Genomic DNA, 15,828 nt, shown 5'->3' on the forward strand with positions numbered 1-15,828 from the left:
AATTACTGTTTTAAATTGTGTTGGTTGCCAAAGAAATCGGCTAAATTATGAATAGGATTAACACTAGAATTTATAGTTTCGTCTTTATAAAAGGTAACATTCGAAACAAAATCTAGAACAGTTTCTGAATTTGAAACTATTTCAGAGTCATGAATTACAGCTTTTATTTTATCTCCTTTTTTAATAAAAGAAACACTTTGTTGGTTTGTTAGTTCTTGAAGGTAAGGCGCTAAGTCTTTTTTGCATTCTTCTAATTTCCGCATCACACCATCAATAACCGTTTGGGGAATTTCGATTTTGATATTGTTTTCAGTTTTCATCTTGAATTCTTTAAATTATTTATGCAAAAATCGACATTTTGTTCGGAATAATCATAGTGTTTTGTTTTAATTTAACATTAAAGCTGTGCAATCATAAAGATTTTTGATTTTAATAAATAGATACGATTTTCTTATTAAAAACACTTTAATTAAATTAAAAAAGACCATTCAATTATGAAAAGTCTTTGCTGATTTATTAAACTTTTTTATTTTGTTATAACTTCCTTAAATTTCTAGGTGCTTTTTTTTTGTATTAAACATTAAATGTATTTTAATTGAGGATAGTTTATTTATTATATTAATGTATCTAATTTTAAATAGCCAATATGCAAAGTGTCTTCTAAAATAGGAAATTCGCTTTTTGTAATTTTTAATTCGTATTTTTCTTTTAATGATATTGGCAAAATATCTTTTACCTTATAAACATCATCAACATCTATACCGTATTTATCATCTATATGTGAAGTTGCGCCTTTAAAACCAAAATGTTTATAGAAAGAAGTTGTTTTCGCCGTTTTTATAGCTTGAGCTAATGTGTCGCTTGCAACGAGTATTTTATAATGATATTCTTCAAATTCCTGTTCTTTGTAACCGCCAAGATTAATAAAGAAAAGTTGAGAGGAAGATTTTATTTCGCTTTTTTTTGGAACAACTTCGATAGTATGATTGTTTACAACAGTAACTTCACGCCAAGCATCAATATGGATTTTACCTTTAGCTTCGGGCCAAAAGCTTTTCATTTGAGGAATCAAATCAGATAAAGAATTCCCAATCCCAAAAAAAATATCGTGCTGTTCTGTCAATCGACCTTTGGGTCTGCAGCCTATCATTATCATGTATAATTTCATGTCAGTAAAAATAAGAAAATATATTTTCATTAAAATTTACTTAAATTATTATTTTGGTTTGATTTTTGGAATACTTTTATAAATCATTAAAAAATAGGTGTTATGAAAAAAATCGTTGTTTTAATCGCAATAATTGGTTCAATTATTTTCTCAAGTTGTGAAGGACCTCAAGGAATACCGGGGCAAAACGGATTAGATGGGCAAGATGGATTGCTAAGTGAAGTTTTCGAACTGAAAAATATAAATTTTAGTTTTACAGATAATGAATATAAAATTTATCAAACTTTAAATCCTCCAATTTTTGCTGCTGATGCTCTGTTAATTTACAGACTTTCAGGGACTATTAATGAAACAACTCCTATATGGCAACCAATTCCAAGAACTTTGTTTCTAAACATAAATGGTTCAGATGTAGAGCTTGATTATGATTTTGATTTTAGCAAACAAGATTTTACTATATATGCTGGAGGAAATTTCAATTTGGCTAATGCGCCAAGTTACATTCAAAACCAAACCTTTAGAATCGTTATTTTACCAGGTTATTTTTCTGGAAAAAGCAAAAAAACGGTTGATTTGAGTGATTACAATGCTGTAATTAAAGCGTTTAAAATTGATGATAGTAAAGTAAAAATATTGAATTAACGGAAAGTGTATAGAAGAACCCTTTGTAAAGCATAATGTTATGCGGTATGATTTTAGCAACAACCTACTGAAAAGAAATTATGTATAAAACGAAATTGGAAAGAAACGAAATTGTAAATGCTCTTTTGCGCACATTATTTGTTTTTCCTGCATTTGTATTTATAGTTTATCCAACTAGAAGTAACTTAATTTTATTCTTTTGTTTGATTATTTTATTTTCGCTTTTAGGATTGTATATATTTTTGAGAGGATTGAAAACATTTTTTGTGTCAAAGGAATATTTAATTATTCATAGACCATTTTTAAGCCGTGAAATATTTCATACAAACCAAATACAGAAAGTCTTATTCTTTTATGAAGGAAGATATAAATACAAAGTGATGAAAGTTGTCTATAATAATTCTGACAATGAATTTTCTTTTATGTATTCTAACAGTAAATTGAATGAGTTTGTAAAAAAATTAAAAGGTGTTGGAATAGATACTGAAAATTTAATTGGATAGGACTATCGCTACCGCTAACAGCAGTCACGCCTCATTTCTAGATTTCATTAGCCAGCACATTTTCTTCACGAAAAAATTCTATCTTATCGGAGAAAACTAAGTCACGAAGTTTGCAACTGCTTTTGGTGCGAGAAAGTTTTTTATCCTTTTAAATAAGCTTCTCTTACTTTTTTGAATAAATTAGAAGAATATACAAATTCGACTATGGCTTCATTATTGGTTTTGAAAATTTCTTCTTTGGTTCCTTGCCAAGCTTTTAATCCATTTTTTAAAAACAGTATATTCTCACCAATTTCCATTACTGAGTTCATGTCGTGAGAGTTAATAACAGTTGTGATGTTATACTCTTCGGTAATTTCTTTAATTAAATTGTCTATTAATATAGAAGTATTTGGGTCTAAACCTGAGTTGGGTTCATCGCAAAATAAATATTTCGGATTGTTTACAATAGCTCTTGCAATAGCAACCCGTTTTTGCATACCTCCAGAAATTTCAGAAGGCAATTTATGATGCGCATCAATTAGATTCACTCTTTTTAGCACAAAATCGACTCTGTCTTTAGTTTCAGATTTTGAATTGTTGGTAAACATTTTTAACGGAAAACCAACATTTTCCTCCACTGTCATACTATCAAATAAGGCACTTCCTTGAAAAACCATTCCAATTTCTGTTCGTAACTCTCTTTTTTCATCGGGAGTCAAATCAGAATAGATTCTTCCATCAAAAGATATTGTTCCAACTTCTGGAGTGTGAATGCCTAGTAAACTTTTTAGCAATACTGTTTTTCCCGAACCACTTTGTCCAATAATTAAATTGGTTTTTCCTGTTTCAAAAACAGTGGAAACCCCTTTTAGGACTTTGACACCATTAAATGATTTTTCTACATGTTGCACTTCTATCATGACGTTAAAAGTAATTGCGTTAATATATAATTCATTAAAATGATCATTACTGAAGTCCAAACAAACGAAACAGTACTAGCTTTACCCACTTCGAGTGCGCCACCTTTCATGAAATACCCATGAAAAGAAGGTATAGTTGCTAAAAGTAAAGCAAAGATTAACGTTTTTATAAAGGCATAAGTGATGTGAAAAGGAATAAAATCTATTTGAAGACCGTCAATAAAGTCAGAACTATTGCCAAAACCACCATAAACACTAGCGATAAAACCTCCGCAGATTCCTAAAAACATAGAAATACCAATAACAAAAGGATATAAAAGTAAGGCAATTAGTTTCGGGAAAACCAAATAATTGAGTGAGTTCACCCCCATAACTTCCAGAGCATCAATTTGTTCGGTAACACGCATGGTTCCAATGCTAGAGGTTATAAACGAACCTACTTTACCCGCCATAATGATAGAGATAAAAGTAGGAGCAAACTCTAAAATGATAGATTGTCTCGTAGCATAACCAATTAAGTATTTTGGAATTAACGGATTAGTTAAATTTAATGCGGTTTGAATGGCTACAACACCCCCAACAAAGAAGGAAATAAAGGCAACAATTCCTAGAGATCCAATAATTAAATCGTCAATTTCTTTGAGTATAAGTCCTTTCATTACAGACCATTTAGTTGGTTTGTTGAAAATTTCTTTCCACATCAAAAAATATTTTCCAATTTGCGTTAAGTATCGGAGGAGCATCATTATTATTTAAATATTGTCAAAAATAGTTATAAGTAATGAGTTTTAAGTAACGAGTTAATTTTTTTTACTTAAAACAATTTCTCTTTCATTTTTTGTAAGCGATAGCTTCTGATGAACTTTGCTTGTTCATTAGTTACGAGTAAAGGTTTATTTGCCATTTTTGCTTTCCAAAAACCTTTTATATAATCAAAGAAAAGCAAAGGCTTCTTTTTCAATAGAGCTAATTTAGCTGAGGCTATAGTTGTAATAAAAAATCCATAGCCAAGAGTATAAAATGCTTCACCTTGTTTGTAACGAGACGATTTATTATAATTGGCTCCTGTAGGTTTTAAATGTTTTACTTTTAAATTTTCATCTGTAACTACTTTCCATCCATAGAATTTACAAAGTAGTTCATCAACGGTATCCCAACCCATAGCAGGTTTTAAATTTCCTATTTGTATAAAACATTCTTTTCTATAGGCTTTAAAAGCGCCACGTATATGATCTTTATCGGTTAAGTTTTCTAAAATCCAGTGACCGTTTTTTTCTATGTAAGCAAAACCTCCAACCATTCCTATTTTTTGATCTTTCTTGAAATGTGAGATTATGGTTTCAAAATAATTGATGGGTAAAATTAAATCAGCATCTAATTTCACAATAACATCATAATTTGAATCTAGAGTTTCAAACCCTTTATGAAAAGCTTGAATAACTTTACTGCCAGGTAAATGAGTGGCTGTAGAAACGGAATTAATTAATGAAATACTAGAGTCTTTTTGTATAAATTCATTAACAATTGACTCAGTAGTATCAGTTGAATTGTCATTTACTACTACAACTTTTTGTGGTTTTGTAGTTTGCTTCAGTAGAGATTGTAAAGTCAATCCAATAAATTTTTCTTCGTTATGAGCAGGAATGATAATATACAAATTCATTTTAGATACAACTTTACATAAAGTGGTAAAATTATAACTTTAGGAAATAAAAAAAGGGGATTTCAGTTAAGAAATCCCCTTTTTATTTTATTTGTTTTACTCAACGTTTGCAACTACTGATTTTTTCTTAGTAAATGCTTCGATATTGTCATATATAACAGGAATAATTTCTTTTCCGGTTTTGTCAATAAACCCTAATTTGTCTTTTCTGTCTCTAACAAGCGACCAGTTTTTTCTTACATTGTCAAATTTCTCAATGTCAACATATTTTACAGGAACTATAATGTTTCCTTCTTTGTCAACAAATCCTTTTAGACCGTCTAGTTCTACTAGCATCCAATCTTTTGAATATTCTCCAAAAGCGCTCACTTTATCATATATTGGTGGGATGATTTCTTTTCCTGAATTGTCAATAAAACCAAATTTACCTTCTTTTTGTACTAAAGCCCAGCCTTCTGTGTAAGCATTATAGTTGCTAATTGCTTCATATTTAGGTTCTACAATAATTTTTCCAGTTTTGTCTACAAAACCATAAAGATTATTTAGTCCTACCTTGCTCCAATTTGGATGCAGTTTATCAAAGTCTTCAATTGAAGTGTACTTTGCAGGAATAATTTCTACCCCGTTTTCGTTTATTACACCATATTTCTCGTCAGAGCTAACAATAAACAGCTTTTGACCAAATGAAAATGTAAACAACATTAATGCGACTGATGTGTAAATGACTTTCATAATTAATTTTTTTTTTATTTTTTTTGATTTTTATTTTCTCATTATTATGGTGCAATGATATTATATAAAATCGTTTAAATGCAAATAAAATCGATGAAATGCACAAAATGCAGTAATTATAAAATAAAATACTTACAAAAATTTAAATTAGGTTATAAAATAATTAATGTTATAAACGGAATAAAATTTAATTATTAACCTTTTCAGCATACACTATATAGTATCTAGGAGTAAAAAATCTCAACAAAGGTCTGAAGCCGATTTTTTTTACGGGGTGAGTAAATTTTTGTCTGGCAACTACTTTCCAGCCTGTTTTTTCTAGAAGCCAATCCAATTGCCAGTCTTCAAATTCGTGATAATGTCTGTCCCACATATCGGTTTTACTTCTGTAAGCTGATGAAAACCATAAACGAAGTGGAATTGATATTAATAATTTATCACATTTTATATTTTGTAAAACGGTATAGGGATTCAATAAATGTTCGAAAATTTCAAATGCAGTAAATACGGAATACTTTTCTGTTTGAAGGGCAGTTTGGTCGTTGTCTAAATCTTCACCATTTGTATTTTTTACGTCATAACCATTTTCTTGCATTATTTTAGAAAAAGGATTAGAAACACCTAAATCAAAAATGGTTTCAGAAGTAGTGATGTGTTTTTGTAAAAAATCTAAAGTGTATTTGAATCGTTTGTTTGGGAATGTTTTTTCGTACATAGTAATTGCGAGGAACGAAGCAATCTTTCGTTCTTTTTATTAATAAGGAGGTAAAGATAAAAGTTTAATTTTTTTAGTATCTGTATACAAAGGCATTAACATTCATTCCTGCTCCTACTGAGGCAAAAATAAGAACATCTCCTTTATGAATTTGTTGCTTCTCAATTTTTCCATTAACTAGAAGATCAAGAAGTGTTGGAATTGTTGCCACACTGCTATTGCCTAAATTTGTAATAATCATTGGCATGATTCCTTCAGGCATTTCTTTATCGTATAATTTGTAAAAACGGGAAACAATTGCTTCGTCCATCTTTTCATTCGCTTGATGGATTAGAATTTTTTTAACGTCACTAATTGGTATACCACTTTTGTCTAAACATTCTTTCATTGCTTGCGGAACTTTACTTAAAGCAAATTCGTATATTTTACGACCATGCATTTTTATGTAACGTGTATTTTCTTTTAAGTCTTTATTATATGAACAACCCATATATAAATAATGTGCTTCTTCAAAAGAATATGTGGCGCTTTCATAAGATAATATTCCCGATTCATCATTTGAACTTTCAATTATAGTAGCTCCAGCTCCATCAGCATAAATCATGCTATCCCTATCATGAGGGTCTACAACTCTCGAGAGTGTTTCTGCTCCAATAACTAGACATTGTTTTGCCATTCCGGACTTTATAAATGCATTGGCTTGAAGAACACCTTCTAACCAACCAGGGCAACCAAAAAGGATGTCATAGGCTACACATTTAGGGTTTTGTATTTGCAGTTTGTGTTTCACTCGAGTTGCTATACTAGGTACGGTATCAGATTGAAAAGTGTTTGGTAAAACATCTCCAAAGTTATGCGCTACTATTATATAATCTATTGTTTCTGCATCAATAGCTGCATTTTTGATGGCTTTTTGAGCTGCAAAAAAAGCTAAGTCAGAAGTATTAAAATGAGGTGGTGCATAACGCCTTTCTTCAATTCCTGTAATAGATTTAAATTTTCCAATCACTATTGCGTTAGGATGTGCAAAAGCAGAGCCATCTTCGTTTAGAAATACATGTTTGTCAAAGTCGGTATTTGCAACTTTTACTTCAGGAATGTAGCTGCCAATTCCAGTTATTTTTATGTTCATCGGAATATTAATAATAAATTGAATGTAAATTTAATATAAATAATGAATAAATGTTATGCGTGCATATAAATATTTAAATCAAAACTGTTTTTCTGTTTTTTGTGAGAAAATCAATAATTTTGATTTTGTTGCATAATTTTAATTTGCATAATAGTTGCAATACTTAGCGCTTGGGTTTTTATCTTTTCAGCTTTTTCCCCTATAAAGTTTTCATCAACAGTGGTATAAAAATGGTTGAGCCAAATATCGAAAAGCTCTTTGGAGAGATGTTCTTTTTTATCAATATCTAAATGAATTTGGGTTAAATTATTAGTATAGCCTCCTGTACCTAGAATGGCTTGCGACCAAAAAGTAACTAAAATAGGCAAATGTTCTTCGATTTTTATTTTAACGACATCAGTAAAAATATAACTAATTGAAGTGTCAGAAAGAAGTTTTTTATAGAATTCATCAACAAGTAAATATAAGTCGTCTTGATTTTCAATATCTTTCATAGTTTAGTCAATATATGTTAAAGAAAAAAGTCGAATATCATAACATTTTGGGGTATTTAGACATTCGACTTTACAAACTTTATTACGGTTATTAATTTTCCATATAAGCTTCTATTGGAGCACAACTGCACACTAAATTTCGATCTCCATAAGCTTCATCTGCACGACGAACGGTTGGCCAAAATTTATTATCTGCAATATAATCTAATGGGAAAGCGGCTTGTTCGCGAGTATAAGGATACATCCAATTATCAGTTGTAATCATTGCTAAAGTATGTGGAGAATTTTTAAGCACATTATTAGCATCATATGCTTCAGCAGTTTCTATTTCTTTTCGAATCGAAATCATAGCATCACAAAAACGATCTAATTCTTCTAGGTTTTCACTCTCTGTTGGTTCAATCATAAGAGTTCCTGCTACAGGAAACGAAACGGTTGGCGCATGAAAACCATAATCCATTAATCGTTTGGCAATATCGGTTACTTCAATTCCTTTTTCTTTAAACGGACGACATTCCAGAATCATTTCATGAGCAGCTCGACCCATTTCTCCAGAATATAAAGTGTCATAATAGCCATTTAATCTTTCTTTGATATAATTGGCATTTAAAATGGCGTGTTCTGTAGAACTTTTTAATCCTTCAGCGCCCAACATACAAATGTATCCGTACGATATTAAGCAAACTAAAGCAGAACCCCAAGGAGCTGCAGAAATTGCTGTAATAGCATGTTCACCACCTGTTGGAATTACAGGATTTGTAGGTAAAAATGGCACTAATTGCGGGGCAACACAAATTGGTCCAACTCCAGGTCCACCACCTCCATGAGGGATAGCAAAAGTTTTATGTAAATTTAAATGGCAAACATCAGCGCCAATAGTAGCAGGATTTGTTAATCCTACTTGTGCATTCATATTAGCACCATCCATATAGACTTGTCCGCCGTTGTCGTGAATAAGTTGTGTGATTTCTTTAATTGCACTTTCATAAACACCATGGGTAGAAGGGTAAGTAACCATTAAACAAGACAAGTTGTCTTTGTGTAAAATCGCTTTTTCACGCAAATCATCCACATCGATATTTCCGTTTTCTAAAGTTTTTGTAACCACAACTTTCATTCCAGCCATAGCTGCCGAAGCGGGATTGGTTCCATGTGCAGATGATGGAATTAAAGCAATATTTCTATGATGGTCTCCACGTGATTGATGATAAGCACGAATAACCATTAGCCCAGCATACTCTCCTTGTGCGCCAGAATTGGGTTGTAGAGTAGTTCCTGCAAAACCTGTAATTACATTTAATTGTTGTTCTAATTTGGCTAACATTTCCTGATAACCTTGCGCTTGATCTAAGGGAGCAAAAGGATGAATATTGTTCCATTGTGGCATGCTTAAAGGCAACATTTCTGATGCGGCATTTAATTTCATGGTACAAGAACCAAGTGAAATCATAGAATGATTCAAAGCCAAATCTTTGCGTTCTAACATTTTGATGTAACGCATTAAAGCACTTTCAGAATGGTATTTATTAAAAACATCGTGTTGCAAAAATGGAGACGTTCTTTCTAAACTTGATGGCAATTGATTTTTCTCTGATAAGTTTAGAATGGGTGAAGCCTGCTTGTCATTTGCTTGAGCAAAAATCGAAACAATCAAATTCAAATCGGCTATCGATGTAGTTTCATTTAATGAAATTGAAATTGTATTTTCATTGATATAATAAAAATTGACTTTGTTTTGTTCGGCAATGGCTTTTACTTTTTTGGCATCCGCTTTAATAGCTATTGTATCAAAAAAGGCTGTATTGATTTGGTATAAACCTAGTTTTTCTAATTCGTTAGTTAAAGTAACTGCAGACGCATGTACTTTTTTGGCAATATATTTCAATCCTTTTGGACCATGATACACGGCGTACATTCCGGCCATAACTGATAATAAAACTTGTGCGGTACAAATATTGGAAGTGGCTTTATCACGTTTAATATGTTGCTCTCGAGTTTGCAATGCCATTCTTAGTGCACGATTGCCATTGGTATCAACAGTTACTCCAATAATTCTGCCAGGCATCGAACGCTTGTATTCTTCTTTAGTTGCAAAATAAGCAGCATGCGGACCACCATAACCTAACGGAATTCCGAAACGTTGCGTGGTTCCAAGTACAACATCAGCACCCATTTCGCCTGGAGAAGTCAATAGTGCCAAACTTAAAATATCCGCTGCAACAGCTACTTTTATGTCATTTGTTTTTGCTTTTGAAATAAACTCAGAATAATCGTTTACTTGACCATGTTTTCCTGGATATTGAAGTATTGCTCCATAAAAATCAGTTGAAAAATCAAATGTTTCATGGTTTCCAATCACTAATTCCACTCCAATAGGAGTAGAGCGTGTTTGTAAAACGGATAAGGTTTGAGGCAAAATTTCTTCAGAAACAAAGAACTTACAAACGTTATTTTTCTTTTGGTCACGAGTTCTAACATCAAATAGTAGCGCCATCGCTTCAGCTGCTGCTGTGCCTTCATCTAAAAGAGAGGCATTCGCAATTTCCATTCCCGAAAGTTCGATAACCATGGTTTGAAAATTCAAAATAGCTTCTAATCTTCCTTGTGCAATTTCTGCTTGATATGGAGTGTAAGCAGTATACCATCCAGGATTTTCAAACACATTTCTTTGAATAACCGCAGGAATAATTGCTTGATTATAACCTAAACCTATATAGGATTGGAACACTTTATTTTTATTTCCTAAGTCAAAAATGTGTTTTGCAAACTCATATTCGGTCATGGCTGGTTCCAAATTTAAGTCAGACTTTAACCGAATATCATCTGGAAGAGTTTCATAAATGAGCTGATCCATCGATTCAACACCTATAGTTTTAAACATATATTGCAAATCAGTTTCTCTTGGACCAATGTGTCTTAAAGCAAAAGCGTCAGTTTTCATTTAAATTATTAGTTTGTGTAGTTGTGTTGTTTTTAACGCTAACAAAAGTAATTATTAATGTTCTAATTTTATCTTAAACACTGGCTAATGTTTAGAGAGTTTTTCAACTAAAAAGGGTTCTTATTAACAGTTTGATTATTTTTGTGAAATGATAGTTTTAAGAAAGGTATTCGATTTTTATATTCAATCTTCATTGCATGTTGGTATAGCTGTTTTTTGTTTGGTAAAAATCACGGATTGTGATTTAGTGCCAAAAAATATTGACAACTATTCAATACTGGTTTTTTTTGGAACTGTTCTGGGATATAATTTCTTAAAATATTATGATGTTTTTAGAAAAGGAAATTTTCTTTCCAACAAGCATTATGGAATTCTATTTGTAAGCTTATTGAGTTCTACAGGTTTTTTGCTTTTCTTTTCTGGGTTAAAAAATGGAATTCAAATCAAAATATTGATTTCAGGAATTTTCGTGATACTTTACCCTTTTCTGAGGAAATACGGTTGGTTGAAATTGTTTTTTGTGAGTTTTGTAGTGACTTATATTACCGTATATATTCCAGTTGTACTAAATAAACCTGTGATTTTAGAATGCTATATTTCATTATTGCAACGTTTTTTTATTCTCTCCAGTTTGTTGATTCCTTTTGAAATTATGGATACCAAAACCGACCCGAAATCCCTAAATACGTTACCGCAATTATTTGGTATTCGAAAAGCCAAGCAGTTGGGATATGGATTTATAGTAGTTTTTTTGTTTTTAGAATTTATAAATTTTAGAATTCATAATTTTATAATTGATGCTGTAATCGCTATTGTTACTATAATTTTTATTCGTTTTATCTCATTAGAGAATGATGAATATTATACTTCGTTTTGGGTAGAAAGCGTTCCGATATTTTGGCTAGTATTATTGATTTTATTTCAATAAAAAACCGAAGCATTAACTTCGGTTTCTAATAATCTATGTAGTCTAACTTCTAAATCAATCCCGCTCTTTTCAACAAAGCATCAGCGTTTGGTTCTTGTCCGCGAAAGCGTTTGTACAATTCCATTGGTAATTCGGTACCGCCTTTTGAAAGTACATTATCCTTAAATTTGTTTGCTACTTCTTTATTAAAAATGCCGCATTCTTGAAAATAAGCAAATGCATCAGCATCTAAAACTTCGGCCCACTTGTAACTGTAATATCCTGAAGAATAACCACCGTTAAAAATATGAGAAAATGATACACTCATGCAGTTTTCAGCTACATCTGGATACAATGTAGTACCTTCAAATGTAGCTTTTTCGAAAGCTTTTACATCTGTAATCGCAGTTGGATTTTTGCTGTGAAAAGCCATGTCGAGCAATCCGAAACTAATTTGTCGCAACGTTGCCATACCTTCTTGAAAACTCGCACTTTCCTTAATTTTTTCTACATATTCTTGTGGAATAACTTCTCCAGTTTGGTAATGCTTGGCAAATAATGCTAAAGCTTCTGGTTCGTAGCACCAGTTTTCCATTACCTGACTTGGTAATTCTACAAAGTCCCAATATACCGATGTTCCTGACAGACTCGGGTAAACCGTGTTGGCCAACATACCGTGTAATCCGTGACCAAATTCATGAAACAAAGTGGTTACTTCGTTAAAAGTCAATAATGATGGTTTCGTCTCGGTTGGTTTTGTAAAATTACAAACGTTGGAAATATGCGGTCGCTCGTTGGTGTTTTCTTTTATGTATTGTGATTTAAAGCTGGTCATCCAAGCACCATTTCTTTTGCCTTTTCTTGGAAAAAAATCAGCGTAGAAAATGGCAACTAGTTCTCCAAATTCATCTGTTACTTCATAAATAGTAACTTCTTCGTGGTATTTGTCAATATCGTAGACTTCGGTAAATGTTAAACCAAATAATTTTCCTGCAATTGTAAAAGCTCCTTTCAACACATTTTCCAATTGAAAATAAGGCTTTAGTTTTTCATCATCCAAATTGAATAATTGTTGTTTCAATTTTTCAGAATAATAGGCACCGTCCCATTTTTCAAGCTTTTCAATTCCATCTAATTCTTTTGCAAATGCGGAAAGTTGCTCAAATTCGCGCTCGGCGGCAGGTTTTGCTTTGGTTAATAAATCATTCAAAAACGATTTTACTTTATTTGGATTTTGCGCCATTCTTTCTTCTAAAACAAAATGAGAATGGGTTTCATATCCTAATAAATTCGCTCTTTCGTGACGTAGTTTAGCAATTTTTAAAGTGATTTCTTGATTGTCGTATTCGTTATTCTGAAACGCTTTTTTTCCGGCTGCAATAGCCATTTCTTTTCGCAATTCGCGATTATCAGCATAGGTCACAAACGGAATATAGCTTGGATAATCTAATGTAAAAACCCAACCTTCTAAATCTTTAGATTTTGCTAGTGCTTTTGCTGCTTCAATGGTTCCTTCGGGCAACCCTTTTAAATCACTTTCGTTGGTGAGATGCAATTGATAATTGTTGGTTTCCGCCAAAACATTTTCGCCATAAGTCAGTTTTAGTTTGGCTAGTTCGGTATCGATTTCCCGTAATTTCAATTTTTTTTCTTCAGATAAAAGTGCTCCATTTCTAGAAAAGCCTTTGAATTTTTTATCCAATAAAGTGGCTTGTTCTGTGGTTAAATTTAAACTTTCTCTTTGCTCGTAAACGGTTTTTATTCTTTTAAATAAATTTTCGTTTAGCGTAATGTCATTACTGAATTCAGTTAATAATGGAGAAACTTCTTGAGCTATTTTTTGCATTTCATCATTCGTTTCTGCTGAATTCAGATTAAAAAAAATGGAAGATAATCTATCCAAAGCGTTGCCTGAAAAATCCAAAGCTTCGATGGTGTTTTGAAAAGTTGGCGCTTCAGGATTATTGGTTATTGTATTGATTTCTGCTCTTGCAGCTGCAATGTTTTCGATAAAAGCAGGTTTATAATCTTCAATTTTTATTTGCGAAAAAGGGGCGGTATTGTGTTTGGTATTGAATGTTGAAGTTAAGATTTTCATTATAACAATTTAAATTTAATTTTTTTGACCATTAAGTGATTTAAGGTTCGTTAAGAATGAAATAAAATCAAAAATCTTAAATTTTCTTATTTTCTTAATGGACTAGTATTATTTTTTTAATTCAGTAGAAGATTTATTCACTGCATCCTTCAAACTTTCTTTGTAAAAAAGAATTTTGTCAAGAACACATTTATCATGACTGCCAATAATTTGAGCGGCTAAAATACCAGCATTTTTTGCTCCATTTAGTGCTACAGTGGCTACAGGAACACCTCCTGGCATTTGCAGAATAGACAAAACACTATCCCATCCATCGATAGAATTACTCGATTTTACAGGAACTCCAATTACAGGTAATGGCGACATAGATGCTACCATTCCTGGTAAATGCGCAGCACCTCCAGCACCAGCAATAATTACTGAAATTCCTCGAGTGTGGGCGTTTTTGCTAAAATCAAATAGTTTTTCGGGAGTTCGGTGTGCAGAAACGATATCTACTTCGGTTTCAATATCGAAACCTTTTAGAATATCGATGGCTTCTTGCATGATGGGCATATCAGAGATGCTTCCCATTATTATGGCTACTTTGCTCATTTTTTTAAAGTTTAAATGGGTTTAATTTGGGGGTATTACTAATTACTCGTATGGTGTTTTTTACTTTTTCGGCTAGAATTCTAGCTTCATTTAAATCCTTGTGAACAATAGTTACATGACCCATTTTTCGAAAAGGACGAGTTTCTTTTTTTCCGTAAATATGCGGAGTTACTCCACTCCAGCTTAAAATTTGCTCTAAGTTTTCGTATACTACACTTCCTGTAAATCCTTCTTCTCCAGATAGATTAACCATAATCCCTGCAAGTTTACTTTGCGTGTCTCCTAGAGGCAGATTTAAAATAGCTCTTAAATGATTTTCGAATTGAGAAGTGTAACTGGCTTCAATAGAATAATGTCCTGAATTGTGTGGTCTTGGAGCCACTTCGTTAACTATGATTTGATCGTCTTGAGTTTGAAACATCTCTACTGCTAAAAGACCAACATGATCAAATTTTATAGAAACATTCAATGCAATAGCTCTCGCTTTTTCAGCAACTTTTTCGTCAATTCTGGCAGGACAAATAACATATTCCACTTGGTTGGCCTCTGGATGAAACTCCATTTCTACCACAGGATAGGTTCTTATTTCTCCAGATGCGTTCCTACAAACTATAACAGCAATTTCATTTTTGAACGGAATCATCTCTTCAGAAATACATTCTACATTTGGTAGATTTTCTAAATCGGCATATTTTCTAATGATTTTCACACCATTTCCATCATACCCAAATTGAGTGCATTTCCAAACAAAAGGAAGTTGAATTTGATTGTTTTCGACTTTAAATTTTAAAGCGGTTAAATCTGAAAATTTTTCGTAATCAGCAGTAGGAATTTTATTGTTTTTATAAAAATCTTTCTGAACGCCTTTGTTTTGAATTCTTCGAAGTGTTTTAGGTGATGGAAAAATTTTTACACCTTCGCTTTCTAATTTCTCTAAGGCATCAATATTGACTAATTCAATTTCGAAAGTTAACACATTTACTTGTTTGCCAAAGTTATAAACAGTGTCGAAATCTGTAATGTCGCCTTTAATAAATTTATTACAAGCAATTTTACAAGGAGCATCATCGCTAGGGTCTAAAACATAGGTTTGAATATCAAATTTTCTAGTTTCAAACAAAAGCATTTTGCCTAATTGACCGCCACCTAATATTCCTAGTTTAAAATCGGAAGAGAAAAAATTCATATTGTTGAAATTAACAATGACTGTTGTATATTATTTGTTTTCACAAAGATACTCATGAATTGATAATTGCTATGCTAATTCGTAAATAAATTTGCTCGTAAAACAATTGATATTTCTATCTTTTTGTCTCGCACTTATTTTTTTGGATGAC

At 32.0% G+C, this 15,828-nt stretch carries 16 protein-coding genes; 3 read left to right on the forward strand and 13 right to left on the reverse strand.

Annotated elements, in window-relative coordinates:
• Positions 1-2: 2 nt before the first annotated feature.
• Together ACFQ0S_RS07530 and ACFQ0S_RS07535 are read right to left on the reverse strand one after the other, a co-directional pair.
• Positions 3-320 (reverse strand): hypothetical protein, encoded by a 318-nt coding sequence (locus ACFQ0S_RS07530; protein ID WP_379753296.1) that lies wholly within the window; start codon positions 318-320, stop codon positions 3-5.
• A 293-nt stretch (positions 321-613) separates the two neighbouring features.
• Complete coding sequence (locus ACFQ0S_RS07535) at positions 614-1,198, reverse strand: DUF1543 domain-containing protein (RefSeq protein WP_379753293.1); 585 nt, start codon at positions 1,196-1,198, stop codon at positions 614-616.
• 72 nt (positions 1,199-1,270) lie between these two features.
• Between ACFQ0S_RS07535 and ACFQ0S_RS07540 the strand changes: the two genes are divergently transcribed.
• Positions 1,271-1,810, forward strand: a complete 540-nt coding sequence (locus tag ACFQ0S_RS07540) for a hypothetical protein (RefSeq protein WP_379753289.1) — start codon at positions 1,271-1,273, stop codon at positions 1,808-1,810.
• An 80-nt stretch (positions 1,811-1,890) separates the two neighbouring features.
• On the forward strand, positions 1,891-2,313 hold the full coding sequence (locus ACFQ0S_RS07545) for a hypothetical protein (protein WP_379753286.1): 423 nt from the start codon (positions 1,891-1,893) through the stop codon (positions 2,311-2,313).
• A 140-nt stretch (positions 2,314-2,453) separates the two neighbouring features.
• Here the strand turns inward: ACFQ0S_RS07545 and ACFQ0S_RS07550 are convergent, their stop codons facing one another.
• From ACFQ0S_RS07550 to gcvP, 8 genes are all read right to left on the reverse strand, one after another.
• On the reverse strand, positions 2,454-3,215 hold the full coding sequence (locus ACFQ0S_RS07550) for an ABC transporter ATP-binding protein (RefSeq protein ID WP_379753283.1): 762 nt from the start codon (positions 3,213-3,215) through the stop codon (positions 2,454-2,456).
• Positions 3,212-3,961, reverse strand: a complete 750-nt coding sequence (locus tag ACFQ0S_RS07555; RefSeq protein ID WP_379753280.1) for an MlaE family ABC transporter permease — start codon at positions 3,959-3,961, stop codon at positions 3,212-3,214. Before ACFQ0S_RS07555 ends, ACFQ0S_RS07550 begins: the two co-directional genes overlap by 4 nt.
• A gap of 68 nt (positions 3,962-4,029) precedes the next feature.
• Positions 4,030-4,878, reverse strand: a complete 849-nt coding sequence (locus ACFQ0S_RS07560; RefSeq protein ID WP_379753277.1) for a glycosyltransferase family 2 protein — start codon at positions 4,876-4,878, stop codon at positions 4,030-4,032.
• Between the two features lie 96 nt (positions 4,879-4,974).
• Positions 4,975-5,610 (reverse strand): WG repeat-containing protein, encoded by a 636-nt coding sequence (locus ACFQ0S_RS07565; RefSeq protein ID WP_379753274.1) that lies wholly within the window; start codon positions 5,608-5,610, stop codon positions 4,975-4,977.
• A 187-nt stretch (positions 5,611-5,797) separates the two neighbouring features.
• On the reverse strand, positions 5,798-6,325 hold the full coding sequence (locus tag ACFQ0S_RS07570; protein ID WP_379753271.1) for a methyltransferase: 528 nt from the start codon (positions 6,323-6,325) through the stop codon (positions 5,798-5,800).
• Positions 6,326-6,398: 73 nt separating this feature from the next.
• Positions 6,399-7,457 (reverse strand): 3-oxoacyl-ACP synthase III family protein, encoded by a 1,059-nt coding sequence (locus tag ACFQ0S_RS07575; protein WP_379753268.1) that lies wholly within the window; start codon positions 7,455-7,457, stop codon positions 6,399-6,401.
• A gap of 110 nt (positions 7,458-7,567) precedes the next feature.
• The gene (locus tag ACFQ0S_RS07580; RefSeq protein WP_379753265.1) at positions 7,568-7,951 is read right to left on the reverse strand and encodes a group III truncated hemoglobin; all 384 of its coding nucleotides are present in this window, start codon (positions 7,949-7,951) and stop codon (positions 7,568-7,570) included.
• Positions 7,952-8,042: 91 nt separating this feature from the next.
• Positions 8,043-10,892: an aminomethyl-transferring glycine dehydrogenase gene (gcvP, locus tag ACFQ0S_RS07585; protein WP_379753262.1), complete on the reverse strand. Its 2,850-nt coding sequence runs from the start codon at positions 10,890-10,892 to the stop codon at positions 8,043-8,045.
• 148 nt (positions 10,893-11,040) lie between these two features.
• Between gcvP and ACFQ0S_RS07590 the strand changes: the two genes are divergently transcribed.
• Positions 11,041-11,820, forward strand: a complete 780-nt coding sequence (locus tag ACFQ0S_RS07590) for a hypothetical protein (protein ID WP_379753259.1) — start codon at positions 11,041-11,043, stop codon at positions 11,818-11,820.
• Positions 11,821-11,869: 49 nt separating this feature from the next.
• On the opposite strand, the gene ACFQ0S_RS07595 is transcribed toward ACFQ0S_RS07590, so the two are convergent.
• The 3 genes from ACFQ0S_RS07595 to ACFQ0S_RS07605 form a co-directional block, all read right to left on the reverse strand.
• Positions 11,870-13,897 (reverse strand): M3 family metallopeptidase, encoded by a 2,028-nt coding sequence (locus ACFQ0S_RS07595; RefSeq protein WP_379753256.1) that lies wholly within the window; start codon positions 13,895-13,897, stop codon positions 11,870-11,872.
• A 108-nt stretch (positions 13,898-14,005) separates the two neighbouring features.
• Positions 14,006-14,491, reverse strand: coding sequence for a 5-(carboxyamino)imidazole ribonucleotide mutase (gene purE / locus ACFQ0S_RS07600; protein WP_379753253.1), 486 nt, complete (start codon positions 14,489-14,491; stop codon positions 14,006-14,008).
• Positions 14,492-14,495: 4 nt separating this feature from the next.
• Positions 14,496-15,677: a 5-(carboxyamino)imidazole ribonucleotide synthase gene (locus tag ACFQ0S_RS07605; RefSeq protein ID WP_379753250.1), complete on the reverse strand. Its 1,182-nt coding sequence runs from the start codon at positions 15,675-15,677 to the stop codon at positions 14,496-14,498.
• Positions 15,678-15,828: the final 151 nt, after the last annotated feature.

Source organism: Flavobacterium myungsuense (genome assembly GCF_042677265.1).
In the GTDB taxonomy this organism is placed as follows: Bacteria; Bacteroidota; Bacteroidia; order Flavobacteriales; family Flavobacteriaceae; genus Flavobacterium; species Flavobacterium myungsuense.

Bases quoted from the DNA above. Each gene is read 5' to 3' on its own strand.
- purE (WP_379753253.1), bottom strand. From the start codon at position 14,491: ATGAGCAAAGTAGCCATAATAATGGGAAGCATCTCTGATATGCCCATC.
- ACFQ0S_RS07575 (WP_379753268.1), bottom strand. From the start codon at position 7,457: ATGAACATAAAAATAACTGGAATTGGCAGCTACATTCCTGAAGTAAAA.
- ACFQ0S_RS07530 (WP_379753296.1), bottom strand. From the start codon at position 320: ATGAAAACTGAAAACAATATCAAAATCGAAATTCCCCAAACGGTTATT.
- ACFQ0S_RS07590 (WP_379753259.1), top strand. From the start codon at position 11,041: ATGATAGTTTTAAGAAAGGTATTCGATTTTTATATTCAATCTTCATTG.
- ACFQ0S_RS07555 (WP_379753280.1), bottom strand. From the start codon at position 3,961: ATGATGCTCCTCCGATACTTAACGCAAATTGGAAAATATTTTTTGATG.
- ACFQ0S_RS07570 (WP_379753271.1), bottom strand. From the start codon at position 6,325: ATGTACGAAAAAACATTCCCAAACAAACGATTCAAATACACTTTAGAT.
- ACFQ0S_RS07560 (WP_379753277.1), bottom strand. From the start codon at position 4,878: ATGAATTTGTATATTATCATTCCTGCTCATAACGAAGAAAAATTTATT.
- ACFQ0S_RS07550 (WP_379753283.1), bottom strand. From the start codon at position 3,215: ATGATAGAAGTGCAACATGTAGAAAAATCATTTAATGGTGTCAAAGTC.
- gcvP (WP_379753262.1), bottom strand. From the start codon at position 10,892: ATGAAAACTGACGCTTTTGCTTTAAGACACATTGGTCCAAGAGAAACT.
- ACFQ0S_RS07545 (WP_379753286.1), top strand. From the start codon at position 1,891: ATGTATAAAACGAAATTGGAAAGAAACGAAATTGTAAATGCTCTTTTG.
- ACFQ0S_RS07595 (WP_379753256.1), bottom strand. From the start codon at position 13,897: ATGAAAATCTTAACTTCAACATTCAATACCAAACACAATACCGCCCCT.
- ACFQ0S_RS07540 (WP_379753289.1), top strand. From the start codon at position 1,271: ATGAAAAAAATCGTTGTTTTAATCGCAATAATTGGTTCAATTATTTTC.
- ACFQ0S_RS07565 (WP_379753274.1), bottom strand. From the start codon at position 5,610: ATGAAAGTCATTTACACATCAGTCGCATTAATGTTGTTTACATTTTCA.
- ACFQ0S_RS07580 (WP_379753265.1), bottom strand. From the start codon at position 7,951: ATGAAAGATATTGAAAATCAAGACGACTTATATTTACTTGTTGATGAA.
- ACFQ0S_RS07605 (WP_379753250.1), bottom strand. From the start codon at position 15,677: ATGAATTTTTTCTCTTCCGATTTTAAACTAGGAATATTAGGTGGCGGT.
- ACFQ0S_RS07535 (WP_379753293.1), bottom strand. From the start codon at position 1,198: ATGAAAATATATTTTCTTATTTTTACTGACATGAAATTATACATGATA.